Genomic DNA, 15,029 nt, shown 5'->3' with positions numbered 1-15,029 from the left:
GGACGTCCACCAGGACGCCTGGTTCGGCCACGAACGCTGCGGGGAGGCCCAACCCCGGAACCCTCGCCCCCGGCCCTGCCGGCGGCACCGCCATCACACCGTGCTCTGTTCACGCTGGCGGCCGGTTCCACTGCCTGGAGTTACAAGCAATGCCCCAGATCACCATGCGCCAGATGCTCGAAGCCGGCGTCCACTTCGGCCACCAGACCCGTTACTGGAACCCGAAGATGGGCCCGTACATCTTCGGCGCCCGCGGCAAGATCCACATCATCAACCTCGAGAAGACGGTTCCGCTGTTCAACGACGCGATGAACTTCATCTCGGGCATCGCCCAGAAGCGCGGCATGATCCTGTTCCTGGGCACCAAGCGCAGCGCGCGCGAGGCGATCAAGGAAGAGGCCGAGCGTTGCGGCATGCCGTACATGAACCAGCGTTGGCTGGGCGGCACGCTGACCAACTTCCGCACCGTGAAGCAGTCGGTCCAGCGCCTGAAGGAGCTGGAAGCGGCCGAAACCGACGGCACGTTCCAGAAGCTGGTCAAGCACGAAGTGCTGGGCCTGCGCCGTGAGCGCGACAAGCTGGAAGCCTCGCTGGGCGGCATCAAGGACATGAACCGCCTGCCCGACGCGCTGTTCGTGATCGACATCGGCCACGAAGACATCGCGATCAAGGAAGCCAAGAAGCTCGGCATCCCGGTCATCGCCGTCGTCGACACCAACTACGATCCGGCCCTGGTCGACTACGCCATCCCGGGTAATGACGACGCCATCCGCGCCGTGCAGCTGTACGCCCGTGCCGCCGCCGACGCCGTGCTGGAAGGCAAGGCCGCCGCTCCGCAGGCCGCGTCGGTCCGCGAGGAAGACTTCGCCGAAGCCGCCGAGGGCGAGGAAGGCAAGGCTCCGCGCCGCGCCCCGGCCAAGAAGGCTGCCGGCAAGAAGGCCGAAGCGGCCGAGTAAGGACCGCGTCATGTGGCCGCGCGACGCTGTCGTCGCGGCCACATCCACGTTTTCGCGTCGGCGGGTCGATCCCGCCCACGTATCGAAATCGCAAAGGCGGGCGCTGCCCGCCCTTCACCATTCAGAGGTACCCCCATGGCAGAAATCACCGCTTCCCTGGTCAAGGAACTGCGCGAGCGCACCGGCGCCGGCATGATGGAGTGCAAGAAGGCGCTCACCGAGAACAACGGCGACATCGACGCCGCGGCCGAGTGGCTGCGCAAGTCGGGCCTGGCCAAGGCCGACAAGAAGGCCGACCGCGTCGCTGCCGAAGGCCGCATCGCCGTCGCGCAGAACGGCGGCAAGGCCGTGCTGGTCGAGATCAACTCCGAGACCGACTTCGTCGCCAAGGACGAGAACTTCCTCGCCTTCGCCAACGCCGTCGCCAACGCCGCGCTGACCTCCGGTGCCACGAATGTCGAAGGCGTCAAGGCCGCCAAGCTCGCCTCGGGCGAGACGGTCGAGGAAGCCCGCGCCGCCGCGATCGCCAAGCTCGGCGAGAACATCCAGGTGCGTCGCATCGCGCTGGTCGACGGCAACAACAACGTCGCGGCCTACGTGCACGGCGGCAAGATCGGCGTGCTGGTCGAGGTCAAGGGCGGCGACGCCGACCTGGCCCGTGGCCTGGCGATGCACGTCGCCGCGATGAACCCGCCGCACATCAAGGCGTCGGACGTCCCGGCCGACTTCGTCGCGAAGGAAAAGGAAATCGAGCTGGCCAAGATGTCCGACAAGGACAAGGCCAAGCCGGCCGACATCCTCGAGAAGATCATCAGCGGCAAGATCGCCAAGATCGTCAACGAGGTCACGCTGTACGGCCAGCCGTACGTGCTGGACACCAACCAGACCGTCGAGCAGGTCCTGAAGGCCGCCGGCGCCGAAGTGGTCAGCATGCAGCGCCTGGCCGTGGGCGAAGGCATCGAGAAGGTGGTGGAAGACTACGCCGCCGAAGTCATGAAGCAGGCCGGCCTGGCGTAAGCCTCCGGTCCCTTCGGACAGAGAAAAGGCCGCGAGCGATCGCGGCCTTTTCCGTTTGCTGCGGCGCGGGGGAGAGGCGGCGCCGCCGGGGGAAGGTCTGGAGAAGCCGTCCGGGGCCTCTCCAGAAGGGATCTAGGCGGCAGGGTCCGCTTCGATCCGGTGGCGAGTCCCGTGGTTCCCGCCAGTACGCACCCTCCTGGTACGCATGAGTCGTGGCCGCCCAAGATGGACCGCCGAAGAAGTGCGCCGTCCGTGGCGCGGAGACATCCGTATCCGTCGTCCTGATTCCTCTTCGTTCTCCATAACGCGCGCCGATTGCATCCCCCCTACCCCGTTCCGACATTTTTTTGAGGTCGCCGGCTGAATGCGACGTGGGGACGCGGCAGGCCTTGGTTCTAGCGCCGCAGGTTCCCCGCTCCTGCTCGTCATTCCCGCGAAGGCGGGGATCCAGGGACGTTCCAGGCTTTCCGTGTGGGCCCCTATGACGGGCACCCCGGCGCTTTGACCGTGTCGTGAGAGCGTGGAAAGTCCATGGATTCCCGCCTTCGCGGGAATGACGATGAAGTGGGTTCGAGTGTGGGAGTGCCAGCTACAGCAGGCTTGGCGCTAGCCAGGCTGACGCTGTCGCCAGCAGCGACAAACGCGCCTCAAGCCGTCATCTCAGAACCGGTAAGTCGCGCTCACCAGGTAATAACGACCGCGTGGGTCGTCGTAGGCGATGTCGTAACCGCCCTTCGCCGGATCGTAGTTGCGCGGCTCGCGATCGGTGAGGTTGTCGATGTTCAGCGACAACCTCCAGCTGTCGAACCCGATGTACGCCAGATACAGGTCGGCCGTGGTCGACGACGGCGTGCGGCAACGCCCCGCCTGCGTGTTGAGCGTCGGGCACGTGCCCGAAGGCGATGCGATGTCCACCGGACCGAGCTGGTGCACGTTGAGCGTCGTGATCCAGTCGCCGAACATCCACTCCGCTCCTGCCAGCACCGAGCGCTTCGGCGAACCGTGTCCGGCGTAATCGAGTTCCGGTGCGTCCGGGCTCGCCTGCCGCGTCAGCGATTCGAGGTAGCTCGCCGCGAGGCGGAAGGTGAAGCGCCCGGCCGATGCGGTGTCGAGGCGGTACTCCGATTGCAGTTCCCAGCCGTCCACCTGCGTGCGGCCGACGTTGGTGAAGTAGTCGTTGATCGCGACGAGTTGCCCCTGCTCGTTGCGTTCGTGCGACAGCGGGAACGCTTCCGGATCCGACAACGCATCGGTCGTCACGATCTCGTTGCGACGACGGATGCGGAAGCGGTCCAGGCTCACGTCGAACGCCTGCGTCGGCGCCCACACCAGGCCCAGCGCCTGGCTGCGGGAGGTCTCCGGCGCGAGGTCGGGATTCTCGATCGCCCCGTGCGTGACGATGCAGTAGTCCACGCCCATGAAGTTCGTCGGAATCGCGCAGGGCGCCATCGCCGGCGTCGCTTCGACGACTTCGAACGTGCCGCCGGCGATGCTCGGCCGGCGCAGTTCGAACAGCGATGGCGCGCGATACCCGGTCGCCGACGTCGCGCGCACGGTGAGCGTCTCCATCGGCATCCATTTCAGCCCGAACATCGGCGAGGTTTCGCTGCCGTACCCCTGGCGGCTGTCGATGCGCCATGCGAGGTCGGCGTGCAGCCACGTCGCGACCGGCAGGCTCATCTCGGCATAGAACGCCGAACTGGTCTGGCTGTCGTCGAGCCGGCTCTTCTGCGCGCCGAGCGCGACGTCGCCGTCGAGCATGCGCTGGTCGGGTTCGTTGCGCAGCGCATCGCGCATCCATTCCACGCCGAGCGCGGTCTGCGCCTCGCCGCCGGGCAGCGAGAACCATGAGCCATTCACCGCGAAGGTGAACTGGTCGAAGCGCGCCTCGCCTTCCACTTCCACCCGCGGCGACAGCGCGCGCAGCACGTCGGGCGGGTTGTCGGGCGAGTTGAAGCGGTAGCTGTAGTCGACCAGCGCCTGCGACAGCGCGGCGTTGCTGATCAGCCCGTCGATTTGGTTGTCGACACGGCTTTGATGGTGCGACACGCCCGCGCGCCATTCCCAGTCGCGCCACAGGCCCGACAGCCCCAGGTCGAGGTCGACCGTGCGCGACTCGCTGCGACTGCGGATCGGGCCGACGTCGAAGAAGGCGTAGTCCAGCTGCGTGGGAATATCGGGAAACAGGTTGTCCGGATGTCCATCCGGCATCGGGATCGCGCCGTGCAGCGGCGCCGCCTGCAGGCTCTGGCGCACCTGCCCGAGGCGAAGCGAGCCGTCGAACTCCAGCGTGTCGCCGAGCGGCTGGCGCAGGCGCGCGTAGACCGCTCCGCTTTCCAGTTCCGGCTGCAGCGTCAGGTAACGCGGCACGTCGAGGAAGCAGCCGCCGTTCGCGGCACGCACATCGTCCGGGCACGCAGGCTGGATGATTTCCAGGTCGAACAGGCTGAAATAGCCCAGCGGAATGCGTCGGTCGGCGAGACCATGGCGGCTCAGGTCGGCGGTACGCCACGAGCGCGCATCGCCCTCCAGGGCGTCGCGGTGGAAGTAATCGGCACCGAGGAAGAAGTTGCCGCCGCGCTTTGTTGCTTCGCCATAGCTCAGCGACAGGCGTCGCTGCTCGGCGTCGCCGCGCTCGGACAAGCCGTAGCGCGCGGTGACTTCGCCACCCTGCTGTTCCTTCTTCAGGATGATGTTGATGACGCCGGCCATCGCGTCGGCGCCGTAGATCGCCGACGCGCCGCCGCGCATCACCTCGATGCGGTCGACCATCGTGAGCGGGATGCCGTTGAGGTCGGTCAGGCCGCCGAGGTCGGCGGACGCAAGGCCGTAGTTCGCTACGCGCCGTCCGTCGACCAGGATCAGCGTCGCGCGCGGGCCCAGGCCGTACAGGCTCGTCGTCGCCGCGGCGGCGAAGGGCTGCTGCGAGTTGAAGCTGCCGTCGGTCGCCACGTCCACCGGGTGGTGGCTGATCATGCCGGGCTGGTAGCTCAGCAGTTCGAACACCGTCTGGTAGCCGCTCGCCTCGATCTGCGCGCGGCTGATGCGCGTGAGCGGCGCGGGCGTGACGACGTCGATCGACGCGCGCGGGATGTGCGTGCCGGTCACTTCCACCGTCGCCAGTTCGACCGGTTCGCGCACGGGCGCGGGCACTGGGGCCGCAACCTCAGGCGTCGGCGCGCGCTCGATCAGGAACGTGTTCGGCGTGACCTGTACGGCATGCAGATCGCTGCCTTGCAACAGCACGTCGAGTGCGCGCGCCGCCGGCAGGTCGGCCTGCAGGCCGGACGAGCGGCGTTCGCCGACCAGTGCGGGCGCGTACATCAACTGCACGCGGCCCTGCGTGGCGAGCGTCTGCAATGCGTGGTCGAGGCTGCCGGCCGGGATGACGAAACGCACCGACGCGGGCGACGTCGACTCCGCGGCGCACACCGGCGCCGCCGCGCATGCCATCGAGAGGGCTCCGGCAATGGCGAGGGCGAGTCGGAACTTCCTGGCCATTGGCGATTGCGCGAGTCAACGTGAAAGTTGCTCACACGATACGAGAGCGCGGCTTCGCCGCGCAACGTTTGTTTAACGATCCAGCTGGCGAGCAATGTCGCCGATCGATTCGACCGCCGTCGGCGGGAGCGTCGTCCGCGTCAGTTGTCGCGACGATGCAGCACGATCTCGTCCGCTCCGCGACGTTCGGCACGCAGCGACCAGCCGCGCTCCAGCACCGCCACCAGCGCATCCTGGTCGCCGGCGTGGAAGACGCCACTCACGGTCAGCCCGCCGAGCGCCGGATCGGCCAGCCGCACCTGCTGCTTCGAATACTTGTTCATCTCCGCCAGCAGTTCGTCCAGGCGGCGCTGCTTGAACACCAGGTCGCCCTGCGGCCAGGCGCGCGCGCTCGCCACGTCCAGCGGCGCCTTCGGACCGATGCGGCCAGCGGCATCCACGCTCACCGCCTCGCCAGGCGCCAGGCGCGCGACGGCGCGGTCGCCCGTCGTGCTTACATCGACGCGGCCTTCGAGCAGCCCTACGTCCACCGCGCCCTCGCGCCGAGCGACCTGGAAGGTCGTGCCGACGTCGCGCACGACGCTCGGGCCGGCCTTCACCAGGAACGGCCGCTCCGCATCGACGCCGACGACGAACTGCGCACGGCCGCGTTCGAGTTCGACGACGCGTTCGCGCGAATCGAACGTGGCCGTCAGCTGCGTGCCGGTGTCGAGGAGTACGACGGTGCCGTCGGCGAGCGTCACTTCGCTCTGCTCGCCCGTCGTGGTGGCGTAGCGGTGCGAGGTCGCGGCGGTTTCCGGCTCGTAGCGCCACCAGATCGCCGCCACGGCGACCACCAGCACCGCGGCAGCAGCGGCCGGGAGCCAAGCGTTGAACGGGCGCGCGGGCGTGCGGCGGATGGCGCGCGTGGTCGCGCGCAGCATTTCGTCGGAGCGCAGTTGCGCCGACAGCGCCTGCACGCGCTCCATTTCCAGCCACGCTTCGATGTTTCGCGGCGATTGCGCCAGCCAGTCCTCGAAGGCCGCCCGGTCGGCCGGCGTGCAGTCGGGCGCCATCAGGCGCGCCATCCACGCTTCGGCCTCGCCGTCGGCCGGCTGCCACGTCCGTGTGTTCATGTGCGTTCCTCGCGATCGGCGCCTTCGCTGCGCAGCTTCGTACGCAGCAGCGACAGCGCCTTTCCGATGTGCTTCTCGACGGCCTTCACCGAGATCCCGCAGTGCTGCGCGATCTGGCTGTAACTGAGGCCATCGATGCGGTTGAGCAGGTACACCTGCCGGCAGCGCTCCGGCAGTTGCAGGATCGCCGCGCGTACCAGCGCCAGTTCCTGTTCGTGCCCGATGCGCGTCTCGTGGGTGGGTTCCAGCGACGGCAGGCCGACGAAATCCTGGTCCAGGCTCACGTGCGCGAAGACCTGCCGCGTCGAATCGCGGCGACCGCGGTCGTGGATCACGTTGATGGCGATGCGGTACATCAGCGGACGCAGCTGTTCGACCGGCTGCGCGCGGTAACGCATGAGGCGCACCAGCGCTTCCTGCGCGACGTCCTGGGCATCGTCGTCGCCGATGCGGCGACTCAGCCACGCGACCAGCATCGGACGGTGTTCGCGCAGGAACTGGTCGAAGCCGTCCCCACCCGCGCCGGTCGCGGCGTGGGCGTCCTCGTCCTGGCTGGATCGCATCGCGCCCGACGGGGTCATGCCGATCGCCTTGCCGTGCGGCAGGGCCAGCCCGAAGGCCGAGAACGATTCGAACGCATGGTAGGGACCGGCGGCTCCAGCGGGGACGGGTTCGGCGCGGTCCGGATCGCCCCACTTCCAGCCCGCTTCCACATCGGAAAGCAGGCCCTCATCACCGGACAGCACTTCGCTCAAGGCGAATTTGTAGCATGCGCGCGCCGCCCATGCGGAGGCCTCGGCCGCCGTCGAGGCATCCGGATCCGTCATGAGTGGGTGGTGCGCGCGTCCGTCCATGCCAGATCAACGCAGGCTGCCGCCCCTACCCCACCGCCCATGGCCGTGTCCGTTCAGCTCTGCAACGCGGTTCTCATTGGCTCGAGCCATCGGGAATAGCGGCGCCATTTGGGCTCCGCGCGGCTGAGCACGCCTTCACGAACCTGCACGGCGCTGGCCGTAGCGACGCCGCGGCCTTCGCCACGCGGGTCGAGCATGGCCGGCATGAAGTCCAACCCGCAGAAGGCGGCGACCTGGCGCATCACCGGCTCGGGGTCGGCGGTCAGGGCCGCGTAGTCGACGTCGAGCACGCGCCCCGGAAAGCGCGCCTGCCAGTGCGCCATCAGGCGCTGGTACTGCGCGTGGTAGTCGGCCAGTTCGTGCTGCCCGTAGGAATGCAGGTTCGCGTCGGAAAACAGCTCGCGCAGGTTGGAGAAACACGTCTCCATCGGATCGCGCCGCATGTGGAGGATCTTCGCGTTGGGCAGCGCTCGGCAGATGTGGCCGATGTGGAAGAAATTGGTCGGCAGCTTGTCGATGAACGCGGTCGCGCCGTCGAGTCGCCAGGCGACCCCGTCGAGGTAACCGCACCCGACCTCGGCGAAATCGACGTCGCGCGCACGCTCCACGACGGCCGTGTCGATCACGCCGCGGCAATGCCGATCGGTGGCTTCGCGCATGCGCGAAGTAAAGTCGTATAGCTCGCCCAGCGCGGCGACAGCCGGATGCGCCGCGAGCAGCTGTTCGAGCAGCGTCGTGCCCGAGCGGTGCATGCCGACGATGAAGATCGGCGTGGCGTCGCCGGCGGAAACGGAATGCGACGCCGGCGAGGTCGGCGCCGCGATGAGCGCGTCCACCAGCGCAGCGGTTTCCGACGCCGAGTAGCGCAACGTCGAGCGCTTGGCGCGGCAGCCCAGTTCCAGCGCCTGCCAGGCCGCGGCGACATCGCCGAGGTCGTCGTATTCCTTGTGCAACGCGAACGCGAGCAGCGCGACGTCGTCCGCGCGACGGCCCGGGCGCGCCAGTTGCGCGCGGATCGCGTCGACGTGGTTCGACTCCGACGTCTGCCTGCGCAGGCGGGATAAGGCCCACCATGCCGATGCGAGTTCCGGCGCGCGTCGCACGCAGCGCAACAGGTCGGCTTCGGCTTCGTCGAAACGGCCCAGGTAGGTGAGCACCTGTCCTCGCGACACCAGCGTCGGCGGGTAATCGGGATCGCCACGCCTGGCTTCGTCCAGCAGCGTGAGCGCTTCTTCCTGCCGGTTGAGGTAACTCAACTGCGCGGCCATGGTCAGCAGCAGCGGAATGCCTACCTCGCGCAGCGGTGGCAGGCGCTGGAGGATGTCGCGGATCGCGCCGGCTTCGTTGAACGTACGTAGCCGACGCACGAGTTCCTGCAGCGACGCCTCGTTCCGTGGCTTGAGCGCGTGCGCGCGCAATGCGGCCTCGCGCGCGGCGCGGTAATGGCCGTCGAGGGATTCGACGTACGACAACTGCAACGGCGCGCGCGCATCGTCAGGCGCGAGCGTCTGCGCGGCGTGCAGCGCCTGGCGCGCCTGGGCGAAATCGCGCTGCGCGGCCATCCGCTCGGCGCGTTCCAGCAGGGAATCGATGTCCTGGCTCATCTCTCTCGAAAAAAGCCGCGGCCGCCCCGTGCATGTGCACGAGGCGGCCGCGGCGCACTGCGGGTTACCAGTTGTACTGCACCATGAAACGCACCGCACGCGGCGCCTGGTACACGGTCGGCGTCAGGTACGTGATGTCGCGCAGCGAGTTGCCGGTGCTGTCCTCGCCGGACTCGTCCACCGCGAGCGCGTCCTGGCGGTTGAAGACGTTGAACACGTCCACCTTCAGCGCCAGTCGTCCTTCGGCGAAGGACGGGCGATATGCCACGTTGAGGTCCAGGTTGTAGATGTCGGACGTACGGCCGGCCGTACCACGCGGCACCACGGCGCCGTCGCAGTAGAAGTAGCTGTTGCCGTAACCGATGTCGTCATCCACCGGATTCACGCCGAAGCAGTTGACCGGGCGCCCGCTCTGGTAGAGGAAGTTCGCGCCGGCCGACCACTGGTCGGTGAACTCGTAGTTGCCGAACAGCTTCAGCGTGTGGCGACGGTCGTTGGGCAGGTAGCCTTCCGAACCGATCATCAGCTCCGGATAGTCGAAGTCCTGCGTCACGCCGGTGTCGTCCTGGCCGATGTCGGACTTCACGCCACCTTCGGCGTTGCCCTTGTTCTTCGCCCAGGTGTACGAACCCTGCAGGAAGAACCTGTCGGTCAGCTGGCCTTCGGCGAAGAATTCCAGCGCCTGGTAGGTGCGCTTGGCCTTCGGACCGATGCGGTCGGCCGGGATGTACACGTCTTCCAGCGTGCCGTCGGCGTCGATGTCGATCTGGATGTCCAGGTCGCTGCCGGGGTTGTAGATGTGGCAGAACGCGAACGCCGGGTTGTACGAGTCGATGGCGTAGCCGTTCTCGTCGGCCCACTCGGCCAGGATGCGGTAATCGCACTGGTCGTCGATGCCGCGCTTGAGGTCGCGGTAGATCGCGCGCACGCCGCCGGAGAAGTTGTCCGTGATCGCCGCCTGGAAGCCGAGGATGTACTCGTCCTGGTACTGCGGATCGAGGTTCCTGGACGTCACCGTGCGCGGATCCTTGCCGGTGCCGAACTCGTTGTTGAGGTAGGACAGCGCGTCGCGCGCATCGCCCGTCGCGTGCGGGTTGATCGGCGCGCCGGTGACGGGATCGACGCCGTCGTAGTACAGGTACTCCTGGCTGTACAGCGAGGGGCTCGAACCGCGGATGGCCACGTTCGAGGCGATCGGCAACGCGTAGCGACCGGCGTTACCGAAGATCTTGAACGTCGAATCGCCGTTGACGTCCCACGAGAAGCCCAGGCGTGGACCGAACTGGTTGTCCTGCTTGACGTAGGTCTGGCCTTCGCCGTTCTTGTTCTCGAAGCTGTCCCAGCGCAGGCCGACGTAGGCGATGAAGTTGTCGGTGATGCTCCAGTTGTCCTCGACGTAGAACGCGCGCGAATCGACCTCGACGTTCGCGCCGGTCTGGAAGACGCGACGACGCACCATCTCCTCGTCGCGGCGGACCACGTAACGCCATGCGGCGCCGCCCTCGCTCGCCTCGCCGTCGCGCGACTTGAACGTGTCGGTGTCGTAGCCGAAACGCAGCAGGTGTGCGCCCAGCTGCCATTCGGCGTCGATGCGGAACTGCTCGCGCTTGTCGCGCGCGTCCTGCAGGCCGAGGTTGTGCGCGGTGGTATCTGCGCCAGTCAGGAACGCGCACGAACTGGTGTAGGCCGGAATGAGCCCGGCGACCGCGTCGGGGCGGCCATCGGTCACCAGCGGGCAACCCTGCGCGCCGACGATGCCGGTGGCGTTGTCGGGGCTTACGTTGCCGTCGTAGACCAGGCGCTGGCCGGCGGCGTTCACCGCGTAGTTGTTGCGCTTGTATTCGCCCGTGCCGTACAGCGCGCTCAGCGTGAAGGTGTCGGTGAAATAGCCCGTGTACTTCAGGACGTAGTTTTCGCCGCCGTTCTCGTCGTGCACCGTGCCCAGGTAGTTCTGGCGGACGCTCTGGCCCTGCGGATTGGAGAAGACGTCGCGCTCGCTTTCCTTCTTGTCGGAGAAGCCGGTGAACTCCAGCAGGTTGGCGTCGTTGATGTTCCAGTCCAGCTTGACGACCCAGTTCGGGTTCTTCGCGGTTTCGCTGTCGTTGGCGACGCTGATGTTGTCGCCGAAGTTGCGGATGCCGCTTTCCCGGCCGTACTGCACCAGCGCGTAGCCGAACAGCGTGTCCTTCACCAGCGCGCCGCTGGCCCACACCGACGCGATGGTCTCGTCGCCGAGCTTGTCGCGCGAGTTGTCTTCGACGAGCAGGCCGCTGGGCGAATAGCGGCTCTTGCCGTCCCCGCGCAGGCTTTCGGGCGTGTAGAAGATGTTGCCCCCCGCGTGGAACTCGTTGGTGCCGCGCTTGGTGATCAGGTTGACCACGCCGCCCAGCGCGCGGCCGAACTCGGCGCCGTAGCCGCCGGTCTTGATCTGCTGCTCGCCGATCGCCTCGAACGGGATGTTGGCGAAGTTCAAGCCCTTGAACGAGTTGGTGATGTTGAAGCCGTTGACGAAGTAGGCGTTCTCTGCCACCGACGCACCGCCGAACGAGGCGAGGTTGCCGAAGGCCGCATCGCCCTTCACCGTGCCCGGCGCCAGCAGCGCGACGCTGGTGACGTCACGCGGCACCGGGATCTTCGCGATCTGCTCGGCGGTGAGGATGGTGGTCGATTCCACCGACGAGACGTCGATGGGGTTGACCATCGCCATCGCGGTGACCTGCACCGCGTCCAGCGTCGTCGCGCCGCTGGCAGCGGCTGCGGCGAAATTCACCGACGTACCGGTACCTACGTTGACGGTGACGTTCTCGCGCGTCGAGGTGGTGCCATCGGCGCGTTGCAGGGTGACGCGATAGTTGCCGGTCGGCAGTGCGGACGCGCGGTACGAGCCGTCGCTGCCGACGCGGATCTCGCGTTTGAAACCGGTCGACGGATTCTCGACCAGCACGGTGTCGCCCGCCTGCGCCTGGCCGAAGACGGCGCCGGCCGTATTCGACTGGGCGTGGACGTTACTCGCAAAACAAAGGCCAAGCGCTACCGTCAGCGCGCTGCGTCGCAGCGCACGATTCATCGTTGTTCTTGCCACGTTTTGGATCCCCTAAGTGATGGGTGTGCCTTCCCCCCGAAGGCGAGCCGAATATGACTTTCGGCATCCCGGCGCTTCAATGCACGCGACGTGAAATAGTCTTAATCAAGCCATAACAGGCGGATTCAGAAAGTTTTGGCGACAACATCGGCAAAGCCCAAAGTGGCTTTCCGGACAAAACGGCGCTTGCCCGTACGTTGCGATTGCTCTAGCTACGTGGTGCGCCGCGGCAGGGGGCACTCCCGGCGACCCTTGGCGGCATCCCGCGGCCAAGACGCCCGATCCCGTACAATTCCGCCGTTTGCCCACCCACCACCGAGGCCCCCATGTCCCAGCTCGCCTATCGCCGTGTCCTGCTCAAACTTTCCGGCGAGGCGCTGATGGGGGACGAGGATTACGGGATCGACCCGAAGATGATCGGCCGCCTCGCCCGCGAGGTGATCGAGGCGCAGCAGGCCGGGGCCGAAGTCGCGCTGGTGATCGGCGGCGGCAACATCTTCCGCGGCGCGGGCCTGGCTGCAGGCGGCATGGACCGGGTGACCGGCGACCAGATGGGCATGCTCGCCACCGTCATCAACGCGCTGGCGATGCAGGACGCGCTGGAAAAGCTCGGCGCCCGCTGCCGCGTGATGAGCGCGATCAAGATCAACGACGTGTGCGAGGACTACATCCGCCGCCGCGCGATCCGCCACCTGGAAAAGGGCCGGATCGCGATCTTCGCCGCCGGCACGGGCAATCCGTTCTTCACCACCGATTCGGGCGCGGCGCTGCGCGCGATCGAGATCGGCGCGGACCTGCTGCTGAAGGCGACCAAGGTCGACGGCGTGTACGACAAGGATCCGAAGAAGCACACCGACGCGGTGCGTTTCGAAAAGCTCAGCTACGACGAGGTCATCGCCCGCGACCTGCAGGTGATGGACACCGCCGCCTTCGCCCTCTGCCGCGACAGCGACCTGCCCCTGCGCATCTTCGATATGGGCCAGCCGGGGCAGCTGCTGAAGATCCTCAACGGCGAACATATCGGCACGCTGGTGCAGGGCCGCAACAACTGAGGGCCCGTGCTTGGGCCCCTTTCCCACCGGGAGAGGGGTTGGGGTGAGGGTCGGTGAGGGCCAGCCTCCGTGTTTGCGGTGCATGCCTCCCCATGCCGGAAAGCGAAAATCGATCCCGGCGTTCGCCGCGATGACGTCTGAAAAGGCCGCCTCGACAGCTGGATCGCTGTAATAGAGTCCGCGCCGATGCCCATGCCACCATCCGCCGCATGGGCCACGGACACCATCACGACCACACCGCGATCAGCTCGACGCGCGCATTCGCCGCCGTCACGCTGATCAACCTCGCCTACACCGCGCTCGAAGCGGGCTACGGTTTCGCCACCAACTCGCTCGCGCTGCTGTCGGACGCGCTGCACAACTTCGGCGACGTGCTGGGCCTCGGCCTGGCCTGGGGCGCGGCGGCGCTGGCACGACGCGCGCCCACCGACCGCCACACCTACGGCTGGCGCCGCGCCACGCTGCTTTCGCCGCTAGCGAACGCCGTGCTGCTGGTCGGCTTCTCCGGCGCACTGGCGTGGGAAGCCATGCGCCGTTTCAACGCGCCGCCGCAGATCCCGGCGCTGCCGGTGATGATCGTCGCGGCGATCGGCATCGCGGTGAACCTCGGCGCCGCCTGGCTGGTGCGCGAAGGCCATGAGCAGGACCTCAACCGTCGCGGCGCGTTCCTGCACCTGATCGCCGATGCCGCCGTCTCGCTCGCCGCCGTCATCGCAGGCGCCGGCATCTGGTGGCTGGGCTGGGAATGGCTCGACCCGGCGATCGCGCTGCTGGTGAGCGTCGTCGTCGCGGTGGGCGCCTTCGGGCTGCTGCGCGACGCCTTCAACGCCGCGATGGACGCGGTACCACCAAGCATCCGCCAGACCGAGGTGCAGGACTTCCTTGCGTCCCAGCCCGGCGTGCAGGCCGTGCACCACCTGCACATCTGGTCGCTCGGGGCGGGCGAAATCGCGATGACGGCGCACCTCGTGCGCCCCATGGCGGGGACCGACCTGGGCGAACACGACGCCTTCATCGACCGGCTGAACCGCGAGCTCGACCAGCGTTTCGGCATCAACCACCCGACCCTCCAGGTCGAGTTGGGTCGCGCGTGCGAACACGATCGTCACGATCGCGCCCCGCACGGGGCCCACGAGCACCGCCACCCGCACGGGCACGACCACGCCCACTGAGGGGCCGCCCGGGATCACGCTCCGTCCACGTGCCGGCCGCGCCCCGCGGGCGGGGATGCGCTGCGTGCCTATATAATCCCGCGATTACCGCAACAGGACCGGAGCCGGCGATGCTCAACGACATCAAGAAAGACGCACAGACCCGCATGGCCAAGAGCGTCGACGCGTTTCGCCACGACCTGATCAAGATCCGCACCGGGCGCGCGACCACCGCGCTGGTCGATCACCTGAAAGTGAACTACTACGGCTCCGACATGCCGCTCTCGCAGGTCGCTACCGTCGCCATCTCCGATGCGCGCTCGCTGACGATCACCCCGTGGGAGAAGCAGATGGTCGGCGCGGTCGAGAAGGCGATCCTCGCCTCCGACCTCGGCCTCACCCCGAACACCGCCGGCACCGTGATCCGCCTCAATCTCCCCGCGCTGACCGAGGAGCGCCGCAAGGAGCTGTCCAAGCTCGTGCACTCGGAGAGCGAGAACGCCAAGGTGGCGATCCGCAACATCCGTCGCGACGCCAACCACCAGGTCAAGGAGCTGCTGAAGGACAAGCAGGTCACCGAGGACGACGTGGCGCGCGCCGAAACCGAGATCCAGAAGATCACCGACGCGGCGATCAAGGACGTCGACGAAGTGGTCAAGGCGAAGGAACAGGAACTCATGGCGGTCTGACGGGTCAG

At 67.4% G+C, this 15,029-nt stretch carries 10 protein-coding genes; 5 read left to right on the top strand and 5 right to left on the bottom strand.

Annotated features, from left to right (window positions below; all coding sequences use genetic code 11):
- The first annotated feature begins 149 nt into the window (after nt 1-149).
- Both rpsB and tsf read left to right on the top strand, forming a co-directional pair.
- The gene (gene rpsB / locus ABIE51_RS06970) at nt 150-956 is read left to right on the top strand and encodes a 30S ribosomal protein S2 (protein WP_115840822.1); all 807 of its coding nucleotides are present in this window, start codon (nt 150-152) and stop codon (nt 954-956) included.
- A gap of 135 nt (nt 957-1,091) precedes the next feature.
- Nucleotides 1,092-1,973 carry a translation elongation factor Ts gene (tsf, locus tag ABIE51_RS06965; RefSeq protein ID WP_115840823.1) on the top strand — a complete coding sequence of 294 codons (882 nt, stop codon included), beginning with the start codon at nt 1,092-1,094 and terminating at the stop codon, nt 1,971-1,973.
- Between the two features lie 660 nt (nt 1,974-2,633).
- Here the strand turns inward: tsf and ABIE51_RS06960 are convergent.
- From ABIE51_RS06960 to ABIE51_RS06940, 5 genes are all read right to left on the bottom strand, one after another.
- A complete protein-coding gene (locus ABIE51_RS06960) occupies nt 2,634-5,474 on the bottom strand; it encodes a TonB-dependent receptor domain-containing protein (RefSeq protein WP_354503714.1) in 2,841 nt (946 codons plus the stop codon).
- Between the two features lie 140 nt (nt 5,475-5,614).
- Entirely contained in the window at nt 5,615-6,589 is a 975-nt protein-coding gene (locus ABIE51_RS06955) for a FecR family protein (RefSeq protein ID WP_192630175.1), read from the bottom strand.
- On the bottom strand, nt 6,586-7,335 hold the full coding sequence (locus tag ABIE51_RS06950; protein ID WP_325050550.1) for an RNA polymerase sigma factor: 750 nt from the start codon (nt 7,333-7,335) through the stop codon (nt 6,586-6,588). Before ABIE51_RS06950 ends, ABIE51_RS06955 begins: the two co-directional genes overlap by 4 nt.
- A 161-nt stretch (nt 7,336-7,496) precedes the next feature.
- Nucleotides 7,497-9,047 (bottom strand): tetratricopeptide repeat-containing sulfotransferase family protein, encoded by a 1,551-nt coding sequence (locus tag ABIE51_RS06945; RefSeq protein WP_192630174.1) that lies wholly within the window; start codon nt 9,045-9,047, stop codon nt 7,497-7,499.
- A gap of 64 nt (nt 9,048-9,111) precedes the next feature.
- Nucleotides 9,112-12,114, bottom strand: coding sequence for a TonB-dependent receptor (locus ABIE51_RS06940; protein WP_192630173.1), 3,003 nt, complete (start codon nt 12,112-12,114; stop codon nt 9,112-9,114).
- A gap of 341 nt (nt 12,115-12,455) precedes the next feature.
- Between ABIE51_RS06940 and pyrH the strand changes: the two genes are divergently transcribed.
- From pyrH to frr, 3 genes are all read left to right on the top strand, one after another.
- Nucleotides 12,456-13,181, top strand: a complete 726-nt coding sequence (gene pyrH, locus ABIE51_RS06935; RefSeq protein ID WP_115840828.1) for a UMP kinase — start codon at nt 12,456-12,458, stop codon at nt 13,179-13,181.
- A gap of 209 nt (nt 13,182-13,390) precedes the next feature.
- Nucleotides 13,391-14,353: a cation diffusion facilitator family transporter gene (locus ABIE51_RS06930; protein ID WP_192630172.1), complete on the top strand. Its 963-nt coding sequence runs from the start codon at nt 13,391-13,393 to the stop codon at nt 14,351-14,353.
- Between the two features lie 110 nt (nt 14,354-14,463).
- On the top strand, nt 14,464-15,021 hold the full coding sequence (gene frr / locus ABIE51_RS06925; protein ID WP_115840830.1) for a ribosome recycling factor: 558 nt from the start codon (nt 14,464-14,466) through the stop codon (nt 15,019-15,021).
- Nucleotides 15,022-15,029 lie beyond the last annotated feature (8 nt).

The sequence above is a fragment of the Lysobacter sp. OAE881 genome (assembly GCF_040546665.1).
Taxonomy (GTDB): domain Bacteria; phylum Pseudomonadota; class Gammaproteobacteria; order Xanthomonadales; family Xanthomonadaceae; genus Lysobacter_J; species Lysobacter_J soli.
This window is presented reverse-complemented; position numbering and strand designations above follow the sequence as displayed.

What these genes read in the sequence shown, in the direction of transcription:
- rpsB (WP_115840822.1), top strand. Translation starts at nt 150, where the DNA reads ATGCCCCAGATCACCATGCGCCAGATGCTCGAAGCCGGCGTCCACTTC.
- tsf (WP_115840823.1), top strand. Translation starts at nt 1,092, where the DNA reads ATGGCAGAAATCACCGCTTCCCTGGTCAAGGAACTGCGCGAGCGCACC.
- ABIE51_RS06960 (WP_354503714.1), bottom strand. Translation starts at nt 5,474, where the DNA reads ATGGCCAGGAAGTTCCGACTCGCCCTCGCCATTGCCGGAGCCCTCTCG.
- ABIE51_RS06955 (WP_192630175.1), bottom strand. Translation starts at nt 6,589, where the DNA reads ATGAACACACGGACGTGGCAGCCGGCCGACGGCGAGGCCGAAGCGTGG.
- ABIE51_RS06945 (WP_192630174.1), bottom strand. Translation starts at nt 9,047, where the DNA reads ATGAGCCAGGACATCGATTCCCTGCTGGAACGCGCCGAGCGGATGGCC.
- ABIE51_RS06940 (WP_192630173.1), bottom strand. Translation starts at nt 12,114, where the DNA reads ATGAATCGTGCGCTGCGACGCAGCGCGCTGACGGTAGCGCTTGGCCTT.
- pyrH (WP_115840828.1), top strand. Translation starts at nt 12,456, where the DNA reads ATGTCCCAGCTCGCCTATCGCCGTGTCCTGCTCAAACTTTCCGGCGAG.
- ABIE51_RS06930 (WP_192630172.1), top strand. Translation starts at nt 13,391, where the DNA reads ATGGGCCACGGACACCATCACGACCACACCGCGATCAGCTCGACGCGC.
- frr (WP_115840830.1), top strand. Translation starts at nt 14,464, where the DNA reads ATGCTCAACGACATCAAGAAAGACGCACAGACCCGCATGGCCAAGAGC.